We start from the raw sequence: 12,633 nt of genomic DNA on the forward strand, positions 1-12,633 counted from the left end.
GGGAGCTGATAATGGCAACAGGACCCCGATATAAAGTTGCTTTCAGGAGACGAAGAGAAGGTCGCACTGATTACCACCTGAGACTCAGGTTACTTCTTTCAAAAGAAGATCGTGTGGTCGTGCGCAAGAGCTCGAGGCATATGCAGGTCCAGCTCATTGCCCCAAAGTCGGAAGGGGATATAACCCTTTTATCCGCTGTTTCGATGGAACTCAAGAAATACGGGTATGACGCATCTACTGGCAACACCCCGGCTGCGTACCTTACCGGCCTTCTTTTCGGTTACAGGGCACAGGATAAGGGATTCGAATATGGCGTTCTTGACCTGGGACTCCATGCAGCATCTCCCGGATCACGTGTGTATGCAACCCTGAAAGGTATTGTTGACTCTGGATTTGAGATTCCTCACAATCCTTCAATACTGCCTTCAGAAGAACGGATAAGAGGAGAACACGTAGCAGAGTATATGGAAGGATCGAATCTGCCGGAACTGTTCGATGCAGTTAAGGAAAAAATCTCTGCTGACTTCAATTAGGTGATTATATGGCATATGAATATGAACAAGAATGGGTTCCATTGACAAGGCTTGGAAAACTCGTTCATGAAGGGCAGATCACTTCCATGAATGAAGCTATCGATTCCGGACTTCCGGTCAGAGAACCCAAAATAATCGATATTCTGTTACCTGATCTCGAAGATGAAGTGCTCGATATCAACATGGTCCAGAGGATGACTGACTCCGGACGCCGTGTTAAATTCAGAGCAACTGTCATTGTAGGGAATGGTAATGGTTTTGTAGGCCTCGGGCAGGCAAAGGATGTCCAGGTTGGTCCTGCTATAAGGAAGGCAATTGATAATGCCAAGATCAATATAGTAAGGGTCAGGCGTGGATGCGGCTCATGGGAATGTGCATGTGGCCGTGAACACACCGTACCATCCGAAGTAAGAGGAAAAGCGGGTAGTGTCATTGTAGAACTCAAACCTGCTCCCCTCGGACTTGGACTTGCTGCAGGTGATACTGCAAGGAAGGTGCTTGAGAAGGCGGGAATCAAGGATGTATGGACCAGGACCGAAGGTACCACAAGGACCACGCTGAACTTCGCAAAGGCAACTTTCAACGCACTGCACAATACCGGTACCATTAAGCTACCCATGACTATGGAAGAGGAGGCTTGAAAATGTACGCTCTTGTAAGAGTACGTGGTAATGTGAATGTCAGGGGATCCATTGAAGATACTCTGAAGATGCTTCGTTTGCACAGGATGAACCACTGTGTCCTTCTCAGCGACAATCCTCACAATAAAGGGATGATCCAGAAAGTCAAGGATTATGTAGCGTACGGCTCAATAGATGTGGAAACACTTACAGAGATGCTTAAGAACCGTGGTACATTGCAGGGTGGAGCAAAGCTCACCAATGAATATATCGCGGAGAACACGGATTTCCCTTCTATCGAAGCATTCGCACAGGCGGTTATAGATGGTAACACTACATTTAAGGATGTTCCAGCTCTAAAGCCGGTATTCAGACTCCATCCTCCAAGAAAAGGACATGCAGGCATTAAGAGGACTGCACAACAGGGTGGTATCCTTGGTAACAATGGTGAGGATATCAATCTCCTTTTGAAAAAGATGAGGTGATCTGCATGGTAAAAGGTAACACTAAAAAGTTCAGAGGATCACGCACCTGCGGAGGAGGCACCAGTAAGAACAGGCGTGGTGCCGGAAATCGTGGTGGCAGAGGTAGATGTGGTGAGAACGCTCACCATGCAACCCGTGCACTGCAGCTCGGGTACCGCCGTGGTCACCAAAGAGGTTTCAGCCGTCCGTTAAAGACCATCCGGGACACTTCCATTGTAAATGTGGGAGAACTGGATGAGCTTGCAGACCAACTTGTTGAAGATGGTTTTGCGGAACTTCGGGAAGAGGTCTATTATATAGATCTTAATGGTCTTGGAATTGAGAAAGTTCTTGGTGCAGGCAGGGTCTCAAAGAAACTAATAGTAACAGCTGGTAATTTCTCGGCTACCGCAAAAAGTAAAATAGAGGGCGCAGGTGGGTCCTGCACAGAACCTGAAGAGTAATGCCTTTTGGCATTACCTATTCATTTATACATTTTATTATTTTATCTAAAATAGATAGAGTATATTTATTAATGGTTAAGGCTATTTAGGGTTGTTTTACCCCAAAAAGTATGGATTTCCCAATCAAGGGTGGAATTAATGAGTCTTAAGGAAAGTTTAAAACCAATTTTTAATAAATTGCCTGCGGTTGCAAGTCCGGAAGGGCACGTGCATTTTAAAAACAAGCTAACGTGGACGCTTGGTATTCTTGTGCTCTATTTTGTGCTTGCGAATGTGCCGCTATTTGGATTGTCCCCTGATTCGATCGACCTGTTCGAATCTTATCGAGCATTCTTTGCAGGAGCATCGGGATCATTGATGCTCCTTGGTATAGGTCCTATAGTCACTGCTTCAATCGTACTGCAATTGCTGGTCGGTGCTGATGTTATTAAGCTCGATATGTCCAACCCGGACGACCAGGCATTTTTCCAGGGTGCACAGAAGGCACTGGTTTTTGTTATGATCGTCCTTGAGGCTCTGCCGCAGATCGCAGGTGGCTATATAATGCCGGATGCAGCACTTGCAGCGACACTGGGTATTGACGCAACTGCCCTTACAGCCCTTCTATTCATCCAGATATGTATAGGTGGTATACTGATCCTCTTCATGGACGAAGTGGTTTCCAAATGGGGAATCGGTTCGGGCGTAGGTCTGTTCATCGTGGCTGGTGTATCTCAACAGATAGTAACGGGTCTGTTCAACTGGACTGCGGACACGACCGGTTTACCGGCAGGTTTCTTCCCTAAATGGATATATATTATACAGAATGTAGGTGCTGATTACCTGTTCACAGGCGACGGTCTTATGTTCATGCTCATCAATGGAGGCATACTTGCGCTTGTCAGTACGGTGGTCATTTTCCTTCTTGTAGTATATGTGGAAAGTACCCGTATTGAGATACCCCTGGCACACAGTGCCGTAAGAGGTGCAAGAGGTAAGTTTCCTGTAAAGCTCATCTATGCTTCAGTCCTTCCGATGATCCTTGTAAGGGCATTGCAGGCCAATATACAGCTGATCGGTATCGTGCTTAGTGGCAGGGGAATTACCATCTTCGGAGAATATGTAGGTTCCACTCCCGTTAATGGTATAATGTATTACCTTGCTCCGATACACAGTCCGTATGACTGGATACCCTCACTTGTGAGGGAGTCATTCTCCGGTTATGGTGTCCCTGCTCCGGCAACATGGCAGATAGGTCTTCATGTACTGACCGATGCTACATTCCTTATAGTCGGTGGTATCATATTCGCTCTCTTCTGGATCGAAACAACCGGAATGGGTGCAAAGCCCACAGCCAGAAAGATATTCAATTCCGGCATGCAGATACCCGGTTTCAGGAGAAACATAGGAAGTATCGAGAAGGTGATGATGCGCTACATTCCAAAAGTCACGATAATCGGTGGTGCTTTCATTGGTTTACTGACATTGGTCGCCAGTCTGCTTGGTACGCTGGGAGGTGCAGGAGGTACTGGTCTTCTGCTTGCTGTCAGTATTGTATACCGTCTCTATGAGGACATAGCATCTGAGCAGATGATGGAGATGCACCCGATGATGAGGTCTTTCTTCGGGCGGGAATAAAAGAGGTGTTGATCGATAATGAACATAGTATTATTTGGTCCTCCGGGTGCAGGAAAAGGCACCCAGGCCAAGGAATTGTCACAGAAGTATGAAATTCCGCATATATCTACAGGTGATATCCTCCGGGCAAATGTCCGTGAGGGCACCGAACTTGGTCTGAAAGCAAAAGAATACATGGATAAAGGCGAACTTGTCCCTGACCAGGTGCTTATAGGTCTTATCAAGGATCGCCTGGAAAAACCCGATTGTGTAAAAGGTTATATTCTGGACGGTTATCCGAGGACGATACCTCAGGCAGATGCACTGGACGATATCCTCCGGGAAATATCGAAGCCACTGGATGCGGTGATTAATATCGAGGTATCTGATGATGAGGTCGTGAGAAGGATAAGTGGCCGCCGAACGTGTTCCTGTGGTGAGAGTTATCATCAGATGTTCAACCCGCCCGTACAGGAAGGGGTTTGTGATGCATGCAGTGAACAGCTCTATCAACGCGAAGATGACAGGGAAGATGTTGTCAAGCAGAGACTTGCAGTTTACAATGAGAAGACCAAACCTTTGATCAACTATTATGAGAAGAGAGATCTTCTTGTGAACATTGACGGGAACGGTACTGTCAATGAAGTGTTTGGAGCGGTATCCAGAGTAATGGATCGCTACAAGTAAAAATAATCTGATATAGGTGATATGTTTTGGCAACTGCCGAATTTAAGAAGAAGTTTGAACAGCTACTGCTTGCTCTGGGTATTTCACTGATGCTGGGTATTGTTATCCTGGGTGAGGATTTCAGGGATTCCCTGGGCAAGTCCGTGGGTTTTGTAATGGACCCGCTCGTGACACTTCTGGGTGCCAGTAACTTTCACATTGTACTGTTCATAATGGCAGCCATAACTGCCCTTTACGCAACGCTCATTCAGAAATACACAATGGACTGGGACTTGATGCGTTCTACCCAGGAAAAGATGCGTGTGTTCCAGAAGGAATTCAGGGAAGCCCAGCTTTCCAACAACACTTCACTGATGAAGAAGATGGAGACCCAGCGTAGTGAAATGATGGGGGATCAACTGGAAATGTCAAAACAGCAGTTCAAACCCATGGCATATATCAGTATAATATCGCTCCCTCTGTTCATGTGGGCATATCTATACATTAAGAGCCATGGAACTGCAACAATGTTTTTTCCCTTCTGGGGTGAACAGATACTGACTGATGCCATTATTGGTCCTTTCCAGTACTGGATATTCTGGTACTTCATTGCTTCTCTGGCAGTAAGTCAGCTTATCCGAAAAGCGCTGGATGTCGGTGGAGTTTAATTGCTGCTGACTATCAGTGGTCTTCCGGGCAGTGGCACAACCACTGTTTCCCGTATCCTTGCGGAGAGGTACAGACTTGAGATGGTCTCTGCAGGGGAGGTATTCCGCTCCCTTGCCAGGGAATATGGGATGTCGCTTGCGGAGTTCGGTGAGCTGGCGGAGTCTGATGATTCCATCGATCTCAAGATAGATGAACGCCAGAGGCAAATCGCCAACACAAGGGACAACTTAATCCTTGAGGGAAGACTTGCAGGTCATATGGCGGGCAGAGCGCTCAAGGTCTGGATAAAGGCTCCTGTGGAAGTGAGGGTCAATCGAATTGCCGGACGTGAATCCGGTCTGTTCGAGGAAAAACTGGATGAAACAAAAGAACGTGAGGCTTCTGAAGCGACCCGTTATAGCAGTATCTACAGTATCGATATAAGAGACTTATCTATATATGATCTGATTGTCGATTCCTCTAAATGGGATCAATACATGGTCGCTGATATTATCTCATGTGCAATAGACACTTTTTCTGAAGAATTTTGCGATAAAATTTAATTGTAACAGGTTCCGCTATGAAATCCTCTGATATGCTACCTTCCGAATATCCGCGCAAACTTGTACAAAAGACAGATGCGACAACCAATCCTGCTTATGGGTGCTCTCCTATTGAAAGGCCTGTAAAGGAATATCTTGAGATGGGTGTAGTTAATCTTGACAAACCTCGCGGTCCCACCAGTCACGAGGTGACTGCCTGGGTAAAGGATATCCTCGGGTTGAACCGGGCGGGTCATTCGGGTTCCCTGGATCCCGGAGTGACCGGTGTCCAGCCTATAATGCTTGGTAAGGCCACAAAAGCAGTTTCCGCTCTGCGTCTGTCGGGAAAGGAGTATATCTGCCTGATGCGCCTTCATGAGCCTGTTTCTGAAAGGAGGGTGCGCAGTATCTGTAAGCAATTCACAGGACCCATCTTTCAGATGCCGCCTGTTATATCTGCTGTGAAGCGTGAGGTACGTGTAAGGATGATCTACTACCTTGAGGTGATCGAGGTAAAGGATAAGTCTGTGCTGATGAGGGTCGGATGTGAGGCAGGAACTTATCTACGTAAAATATGTCATGATATTGGCACCGCACTTGGAAGCGGGGCTCACATGCAGCAACTGCGCAGGACAAAAACCGGTCCTTTCAGGGAAGATTCCCTGGTAACGCTGCATCAGTTGAAAGATGCCTGCGTATTCTGGGAAGAGGAGGAGGATGAATCCTACCTGCGCAAATATATAAAGCCTATGGAAGAGGGCCTTAGCCACCTCCCGAAGATAGTCATCCGTGATAGCGCCGTTGATGCGGTATGTCAGGGTGCGGCATTTGCGGTTCCCGGAATAGCAGCTCTTGACTGTGAAATACAGAAAGATGATCAGGTCTGCCTGTTCTCTTTAAAAGGTGAGGTTGTTGCACTTTGCAGATCTCAGATGAGTGCAGAGGAAATGCTCAATTCCGAGCATGGGATTGCAGCAAGGACCGAAAGAATAATAATGGATGCTGGCACTTATCCGCAAGGCTGGCACAGCAAACCAAAATAATCAATCATGCCGAGGTAGTCTAGCGGTAGGGCGCAAGCCTGGAAAGCTTGTGGGGCATCCGCCCCTCGGGAGTTCGAATCCCCCCCTCGGCGCTTTATCGTCTTCAGTTGTGATTTGCCTGGTTATATTTTGTAATACAAAGTGGTTTTAACATGCTACCATGTATATTTCTGAGATATCAGTCAAAACAGCTGGTATATTCTGGTAATGGAATATGTAAAAATAGAATATAAAAAGGAAAAAGAGATTAAACTGTAACTGCTTTTTTAGCTTTCTCCTCCTCTTCTTTGGGTACTTCTACAAACTCAGCATCCTCTCTTGTCAGGGCTGCGATCAGGCAACCTCTTGCAATGGAATACATCGGATCCTTTGAGTCTGAGGCAATATACTTGTTCTTTTTGACCTTGGAGATGTTTATTGGAAGATTGGCTTCGGAAATCCTCATCTCAAACATCTCCAGGAATCCTTTTGCACGACTGCTGCCGCCTGCGACCGCGATCGGGAATTCTGCATCCGGGGGGGCTACTTCTGAGAGCTTTTTCTTCAGGTTTGCAATAATATAGGTTATCAGGGCATCATAATAAAGGGCAAGTGCACCCTGGACGCTTCCGATTTCATAATCCGAGTTGAATGAAAAGTCACTCTCTTTTATTGCTGTTATTCTTTCGTTGGCTACTCCGGTGGCACTTGATACCTGTTCATCTATCCAGTCTCCGCCTCTTGCAATACTGAAAGAGACAATAGGGGTTGCAAGATAGGCAACAGTTATATTTGTCATGCCTGCTCCCACACTTATGCCAATCCCGGTAAAGTTGAAATCCCCAAGTTCTGAAAACACAACTGCAAGGCCTTCATCGATCAGGTTTGTCCTGTATCCTAATCTCTTTGCCAGAGCCTCAACAGTTTTGCTGTGATACAACACATTGACCTTGCTGTCAACAGGGCTTGCAGGAACGGAGATATACACGATCTCTTCCTCTTTTTCAGGCTGACCTAATACTCTTTCGATGATCAGTTTGATCATGGGGATCGATTCTTTTTCATCAGGGCTGATGATCCCCTGTTTCATTGGCCTCCTGATAGGCTTATTGAATACATTTGAAAATTTGAAAGCATCTTCTCCAAGTACATTGATAGTATTCCCTTTCTGGGTGTACAGTATCTTGGCGCTGTCCAGCATGTTCTGTGCCAGATCACCGGCTTCCATTTCTAAAAATGCATTCCTTTGCTGTGCGAATGAAATAGAATCTCCTTTTCCTTTTTCCGCACATATTATATTCATAGTTCCAACATCAAGTCCTTTTGCCATGTTTATCTCCTCATAGAGTTCAGTTTGATCTTAAGTTTATCAGATAAACTTTGATTCTGTGCCTCTGTGTGTTTTTTCATCGTTTCGCTCAACATTTTAGTCGTCAGATCGATGCCATAATCGTTCACTTTGACCTTTCCGCTGATAGTATTTTGTAGACATTCGACTTCCCTGATACTATCTTTTACTTCGATCTTGTTCTGTGTTGAATCTTTCAAAGCTTTGCCTGGAATAAAAACCGGGTTTTCCTCTTTTATGCCTAGGCTAAATGCAGAAAACCTGGTGGTTTCGGAAAACGATTCATTTAAAGTTTTTTCTACTTCCTTTTCAATGTCCTCTACAGAATACTGGTTGATTATGTTTGTGTCAACCAATTGCCTGGAACGTTCTTCAATGAGTTTGAGAACTGCATTCCCAAAGGCATTTCCCGAAAGCAGGCAGATGCCCGATGCATATGCAAAAGACACATAGCTGACATTTGGATAGACCCAGTTATCTGTATAGAATGCTGCAAAAAGGCCTACACCGAAAATCGAAGACAGGAATCCGAATATCATAACCCAATTACTATAAAGTCCGTAAGGTCTGCGCTGACTCACCATGAGGTTTATTCCCATCAATATAAAGGAAAGTCCAACGCCCAGAATGCCATAAGTGGTTATTATTTCCGAGGGATCAGATGTTCTCCTGAGATGAACCATTATAGCAAATCCGATGGCACTAATGGATAGTATTAGGCCAGACAGGAACACCATCGACCCAAAATAGTATCTGAGTTTTGATTCCATCACTTTAATTATATATTGTATTTAGTATATAGTTTGCGCCTGTTATATATTGTATACATAAAATTAAATATATGTGTTTTTATTTATCCTTCTAAATTATTATCTATTTATCTCTCACATAGGCTGCCAGTAACCAGTTGAAGTAATATGCTTTGAATGGGCTAATAGAAAAAAAATCGGTGTAAATTATCGAAACACAACTATAATTTGTTTACTTATTCAAAATTATGTGTACATAGTTTGAAATACCGGCGTGTAGGTCTGGGGACCTTAGCCACCATGAAAATCAATACTATCCAATTACTTGCAAGTTCCTCACATACAATGTCCCATATTTTCATTCCTATATTTGCCAAGTCTCTTGGCGCTTCTTTTTTAGAGGTGGGGATGATAACTGCAGCTTTTGGTGCTGCTTCCTTTCTGTCTTCATTCATATTCGGCAAAGCGGCTGATATCAACCGCCTGCGTCCTATAGTCCTCATCGGTCTGATACTGTCCGCGCTGTCTTTCTTCCTGCAGATATTTGCTTATGATGCCATTTCGCTCTCGCTGATCAGGGCAATGGCTGGCTTCAGCATGAGCATATATCCTGCTGCACTTACGGTCTATATCTATTACCAGAAGGGAAGTATAGGTAAGTTCAGCTCCTTCGGCTCTCTTGGATGGATGTTAGGTTTCCTGCTGGCCGCCTTCATTGAGAACGTCCAGTACTTGTTTGTACTCTCTTCACTGTTTTACTTAGTATGTTTTGTCACTGCCCTGGGTCTGAAGGATGTACAGAAACCTTCTGTTAAAGTGAGTTATTTCTCAGTGGATACCTTCTCTAAAAACAGTCCTGCCTATCTATCTGTTTTTATCAGGCATGCAGGAGCGGGTGCAGTCTGGACGGTTATGCCTCTTTATCTTTTACATATGGGTGCATCCAGTTTCTGGATAGGGGTCATCTATGCCATAAATCCTCTTATTCAGTTCCTTGTTATGCGCAGACTGGATGATTTCAGGAACGAATGGCTTGTAAAATGGGGTTTCATCATGTCCGGACTGGCTTTTCTGGTCTACTTCCTGGCACCCGGTTTCATCTTCCTGGTCCCCGGAATGTTCTTTATAGCCTTTGGATGGTCTTTTCTTTTTGTGGGTACGAACCAATTGCTGATTCAACGCAATAAGGATAAAGCCACTGCCTCTGGTATTCTCAATTCCACACTGGCCGCAGCAAGTATTTTAGGATCGGTTTCAGGAGGTCTGATCCTTGAGCTCTCCGGTTACAGGGAAACTATGCTTTTTGGGGTTCTCTGTGCCTTTGTAGGAATGTTGGTGTTTAATGCAAAGGATCGCTTACCCCTGCAGGCGGTTGAGAAGCTGCAGGCACACGTACCGTTAAAGGACTGATATATTGCCGGAGGTTGCCTTTGGGCAGCCATCCGTGTTCAGTTTATCAACAGAAGCGATTCCGGCATCCCGGCAGGTTAATCTGTGTATGTTCATGTGGGAAAGTATTTAAACTATAAACTGCTAGTGAATGCTCGCTTGCATTACTATTTCTTGCATGGACAATGTTAAGTACAAAAAATAGTAAATACAGCCGAGTCATGTTCTATTATTAGAATAACATTACCCCGGATTAGGGGTGTGCCGGGTTTTTCGATCCCGGGGCTACGGGATGCATTGCATCCTTAAGGAGGAATCATATGGCAGACGAAGAAATTAGACATCTTGTCCGTATCATGAATACTGACCTTCAGGGTAATCAGCCAGTAATAAATGCGCTGACAGGTATACGTGGTATCGGATTAAGAACATCAAAGGTTATCGTAGACAGTACTGGCGTTGACCCAAAAAGGGTTATCGGATATCTTTCAGACGAGGACGTTGCAAAGCTCGATGCAGCTATCAATGACTTCGAAAAGAATATGCCTAAATGGATGCTCAACAGGCAGCTGGATCCGCTGACAGGTGAGAATAAGCACCTGCTCGGACAGGACATAATGCTCACATTCAGAGAGGATATCAACACTCTTAAGAAGATCAGAGCATACCGTGGTCTGAGGCACGAGAGAGGCCTTAAAGTTAGGGGCCAGAGGACAAAATCCACCGGCAGGCGTGGTTCAACCATCGGCGTAAGCAAGAAGAAGTAATTAAGGTGATCTTATGGGATATCCAGGTAAAAAAAGAAAGAGTTATGATACTCCAAAACATCCATGGCAGGCAGCCAGGATGGCCGGTGAACTTGAACTCGTCAAAAAGTACGGTCTCCGTAACAAGAAGGAACTCTGGAAGGCACACAGTATCCTGAGAAGATACAGGGCAGATGCCCGCAGACTTCTGGCAGAATCAGCAGAAGGAGAACTTACAGGTCACCTGAAGACGGAAACTGACCAGATCCTTGCAAGGCTCATCCGCTACTCAATTATTCATGGAGACGCCAATATCGATGATATTCTTGGTCTGCAGACCAATTCAATTCTGGAACGCAGGCTGCAGACGCAGGTCCACAGACTTGGACTGGCACGCACTCCCAAGCAGGCAAGACAGTTCATCACCCACGGTCATATCGCGATCGATGGGAAGAAGGTCACCATTCCCGGCGTACTTGTGTCCAAGGACGAAGAGATGCGTATAGATTACTATGGCAGGTCCCCACTTACAAGTGAAGGCCATGCAGAAAGGCCGGCACAGGTCGCATCATCTGTAGCAGGATTAGCAAAGGAGGAATAAAGACATGGCCACAAATGGAATCTGGGGCGTTGCCCACATTAAATGCTCATTTAATAATACTATCATCACTGTGACCGACATTACTGGTGCGGAAACATTAGCTAAATCCTCCGGTGGTATGGTCGTAAAGGCCGCACGTGATGAAAGTTCACCCTACACCGCCATGCAGATGGCAAGCCAGCTTGCAGATATGCTCAGGGACAAAGGGATCGAAGGAGTTCACATCAAGGTGCGTGCACCTGGCGGGAACAAGCAGAGAAGTCCGGGTCCGGGAGCACAGGCTGCTATCAGGTCTTTTGCCAGAGCAGGTATCAAGATCGGAAGAATCCAGGATGTAACTCCTGTACCACATGACGGGACACGTCCAAAAGGCGGAAGAAGAGTATAATCTAAAGCGGATAGTGACTCATGACAATGGAAATAGACGTACTGGAGATATCTGAGAGGTCTGCAAAATTCGTATTGTCCAATGTAAGTGCGGCCTTTGCGAACGGTATACGGAGAGCTGCTCTCTCCGACGTACCTACACTTGCAATTGACGATGTCAATATATACAACAATACGTCTGTCCTCTTCGACGAACAGCTTGCATTAAGACTTGCGCTTGTTCCTTTGACTGCGAACATAGGGGACTTCGTGCCTATGCAGGAGTGTAGTTGCGATGGCTCTGAATGTCCTGCATGCAAAGTCTCCCTTACGCTCAGTGCCGAAGGGCCTAAAATGGTATACTCCGGTGACATGATCTCTTCTGATGAAACAGTATTGCCTGCAGATCTCAATGTTCCTATTGTCGATCTGAAGGAAGGTCAGAAACTCGTGCTCGAAGCGATAGCCCATATGGGTTATGGTCACCAGCATGCCAAATGGCAGGCAGGAGTGGCCTGTGGATATAAGAACATGCCCGTTGTCACATTCAGTGGCTGCGATAAATGTAATGCATGTATTGGGGAATGTCCGCAGGATATCATCAAAATGGGGCCTGAAGGAGCTGAGATATCCGGGGAAGATATCTTTAAGTGTATACTATGCAAACTCTGTGCAGAGATATGTGAGATCGATGCGATAAAAGTATCCTATGATGAGAATTCTTTCATTCTGACTATGGAGTCTGATGGTTCTTACACTATCCAAGAGTTAATTATAAATGCAGGGAAGAACATTAAGGACAAAGCCGCCCGGATGGGGGAAATATTGGATTCCCTGTGATCCGGTCAGGAGATATCTCTCCTGAATATTTATTTGACA

At 45.5% G+C, this 12,633-nt stretch carries 16 protein-coding genes and 1 tRNA gene; 15 read left to right on the top strand and 2 right to left on the bottom strand.

Features of this window, described 5'->3' with window-relative positions:
* The first annotated feature begins 11 nt into the window (after window positions 1–11).
* The 10 genes from CUN85_RS09080 to CUN85_RS09125 all read left to right on the top strand — a co-directional run bounded on the left by CUN85_RS09080 (window position 12) and on the right by CUN85_RS09125 (window position 6,668).
* On the top strand, window positions 12–533 hold the full coding sequence (locus CUN85_RS09080) for a 50S ribosomal protein L18 (protein WP_135390014.1): 522 nt from the start codon (window positions 12–14) through the stop codon (window positions 531–533).
* A gap of 8 nt (window positions 534–541) precedes the next feature.
* Window positions 542–1,174 (top strand): 30S ribosomal protein S5, encoded by a 633-nt coding sequence (locus CUN85_RS09085; RefSeq protein ID WP_135390015.1) that lies wholly within the window; start codon window positions 542–544, stop codon window positions 1,172–1,174.
* 2 nt (window positions 1,175–1,176) lie between these two features.
* Entirely contained in the window at window positions 1,177–1,638 is a 462-nt protein-coding gene (locus CUN85_RS09090; RefSeq protein ID WP_135390016.1) for a 50S ribosomal protein L30, read from the top strand.
* 5 nt (window positions 1,639–1,643) lie between these two features.
* Window positions 1,644–2,081 (top strand): uL15m family ribosomal protein, encoded by a 438-nt coding sequence (locus CUN85_RS09095; RefSeq protein ID WP_135390017.1) that lies wholly within the window; start codon window positions 1,644–1,646, stop codon window positions 2,079–2,081.
* A 138-nt stretch (window positions 2,082–2,219) separates the two neighbouring features.
* A complete protein-coding gene (gene secY, locus CUN85_RS09100; protein ID WP_135390018.1) occupies window positions 2,220–3,698 on the top strand; it encodes a preprotein translocase subunit SecY in 1,479 nt (492 codons plus the stop codon).
* 18 nt (window positions 3,699–3,716) lie between these two features.
* On the top strand, window positions 3,717–4,364 hold the full coding sequence (locus CUN85_RS09105; protein WP_135390019.1) for an adenylate kinase: 648 nt from the start codon (window positions 3,717–3,719) through the stop codon (window positions 4,362–4,364).
* A 26-nt stretch (window positions 4,365–4,390) separates the two neighbouring features.
* The gene (locus CUN85_RS09110; RefSeq protein ID WP_205804404.1) at window positions 4,391–5,011 is read left to right on the top strand and encodes a DUF106 domain-containing protein; all 621 of its coding nucleotides are present in this window, start codon (window positions 4,391–4,393) and stop codon (window positions 5,009–5,011) included.
* Window positions 5,012–5,554, top strand: coding sequence for a (d)CMP kinase (cmk, locus tag CUN85_RS09115; RefSeq protein WP_135390020.1), 543 nt, complete (start codon window positions 5,012–5,014; stop codon window positions 5,552–5,554).
* Between the two features lie 17 nt (window positions 5,555–5,571).
* Complete coding sequence (locus tag CUN85_RS09120) at window positions 5,572–6,576, top strand: RNA-guided pseudouridylation complex pseudouridine synthase subunit Cbf5 (protein ID WP_135390021.1); 1,005 nt, start codon at window positions 5,572–5,574, stop codon at window positions 6,574–6,576.
* Between the two features lie 8 nt (window positions 6,577–6,584).
* A tRNA-Ser gene (locus CUN85_RS09125) sits at window positions 6,585–6,668 on the top strand.
* 155 nt (window positions 6,669–6,823) lie between these two features.
* Here CUN85_RS09125 and CUN85_RS09130 read toward each other — a convergent pair.
* Entirely contained in the window at window positions 6,824–7,885 is a 1,062-nt protein-coding gene (locus tag CUN85_RS09130; protein ID WP_135390022.1) for a rod shape-determining protein, read from the bottom strand.
* Between the two features lie 2 nt (window positions 7,886–7,887).
* Window positions 7,888–8,673, bottom strand: coding sequence for a DUF7139 domain-containing protein (locus CUN85_RS09135; protein WP_135390023.1), 786 nt, complete (start codon window positions 8,671–8,673; stop codon window positions 7,888–7,890).
* A 240-nt stretch (window positions 8,674–8,913) separates the two neighbouring features.
* On the opposite strand from CUN85_RS09135, the gene CUN85_RS09140 reads away from it, so the two are divergent.
* The 5 genes from CUN85_RS09140 (at window position 8,914) to CUN85_RS09160 (ending at window position 12,594) form a co-directional block, all read left to right on the top strand.
* On the top strand, window positions 8,914–10,062 hold the full coding sequence (locus CUN85_RS09140; RefSeq protein ID WP_235856270.1) for an MFS transporter: 1,149 nt from the start codon (window positions 8,914–8,916) through the stop codon (window positions 10,060–10,062).
* 299 nt (window positions 10,063–10,361) lie between these two features.
* Window positions 10,362–10,808, top strand: a complete 447-nt coding sequence (locus tag CUN85_RS09145) for a 30S ribosomal protein S13 (RefSeq protein WP_135390024.1) — start codon at window positions 10,362–10,364, stop codon at window positions 10,806–10,808.
* 13 nt (window positions 10,809–10,821) lie between these two features.
* Complete coding sequence (locus CUN85_RS09150) at window positions 10,822–11,388, top strand: 30S ribosomal protein S4 (protein ID WP_135390025.1); 567 nt, start codon at window positions 10,822–10,824, stop codon at window positions 11,386–11,388.
* A 4-nt stretch (window positions 11,389–11,392) separates the two neighbouring features.
* Window positions 11,393–11,776 carry a 30S ribosomal protein S11 gene (locus tag CUN85_RS09155; RefSeq protein WP_135390026.1) on the top strand — a complete coding sequence of 128 codons (384 nt, stop codon included), beginning with the start codon at window positions 11,393–11,395 and terminating at the stop codon, window positions 11,774–11,776.
* 20 nt (window positions 11,777–11,796) lie between these two features.
* Complete coding sequence (locus CUN85_RS09160) at window positions 11,797–12,594, top strand: DNA-directed RNA polymerase subunit D (RefSeq protein WP_135390027.1); 798 nt, start codon at window positions 11,797–11,799, stop codon at window positions 12,592–12,594.
* Window positions 12,595–12,633: the final 39 nt, after the last annotated feature.

The organism is Methanolobus halotolerans, assembly GCF_004745425.1.
Classification (GTDB): domain Archaea; phylum Halobacteriota; class Methanosarcinia; order Methanosarcinales; family Methanosarcinaceae; genus Methanolobus; species Methanolobus halotolerans.

Coding starts and splice junctions, on each gene's coding strand:
- CUN85_RS09080 (WP_135390014.1), top strand. CDS start 12: ATGGCAACAGGACCCCGATATAAAGTTGCTTTCAGGAGACGAAGAGAA.
- CUN85_RS09085 (WP_135390015.1), top strand. CDS start 542: ATGGCATATGAATATGAACAAGAATGGGTTCCATTGACAAGGCTTGGA.
- CUN85_RS09090 (WP_135390016.1), top strand. CDS start 1,177: ATGTACGCTCTTGTAAGAGTACGTGGTAATGTGAATGTCAGGGGATCC.
- CUN85_RS09095 (WP_135390017.1), top strand. CDS start 1,644: ATGGTAAAAGGTAACACTAAAAAGTTCAGAGGATCACGCACCTGCGGA.
- secY (WP_135390018.1), top strand. CDS start 2,220: ATGAGTCTTAAGGAAAGTTTAAAACCAATTTTTAATAAATTGCCTGCG.
- CUN85_RS09105 (WP_135390019.1), top strand. CDS start 3,717: ATGAACATAGTATTATTTGGTCCTCCGGGTGCAGGAAAAGGCACCCAG.
- CUN85_RS09120 (WP_135390021.1), top strand. CDS start 5,572: ATGAAATCCTCTGATATGCTACCTTCCGAATATCCGCGCAAACTTGTA.
- CUN85_RS09130 (WP_135390022.1), bottom strand. CDS start 7,885: ATGGCAAAAGGACTTGATGTTGGAACTATGAATATAATATGTGCGGAA.
- CUN85_RS09135 (WP_135390023.1), bottom strand. CDS start 8,673: ATGGAATCAAAACTCAGATACTATTTTGGGTCGATGGTGTTCCTGTCT.
- CUN85_RS09145 (WP_135390024.1), top strand. CDS start 10,362: ATGGCAGACGAAGAAATTAGACATCTTGTCCGTATCATGAATACTGAC.
- CUN85_RS09150 (WP_135390025.1), top strand. CDS start 10,822: ATGGGATATCCAGGTAAAAAAAGAAAGAGTTATGATACTCCAAAACAT.
- CUN85_RS09155 (WP_135390026.1), top strand. CDS start 11,393: ATGGCCACAAATGGAATCTGGGGCGTTGCCCACATTAAATGCTCATTT.
- CUN85_RS09160 (WP_135390027.1), top strand. CDS start 11,797: ATGACAATGGAAATAGACGTACTGGAGATATCTGAGAGGTCTGCAAAA.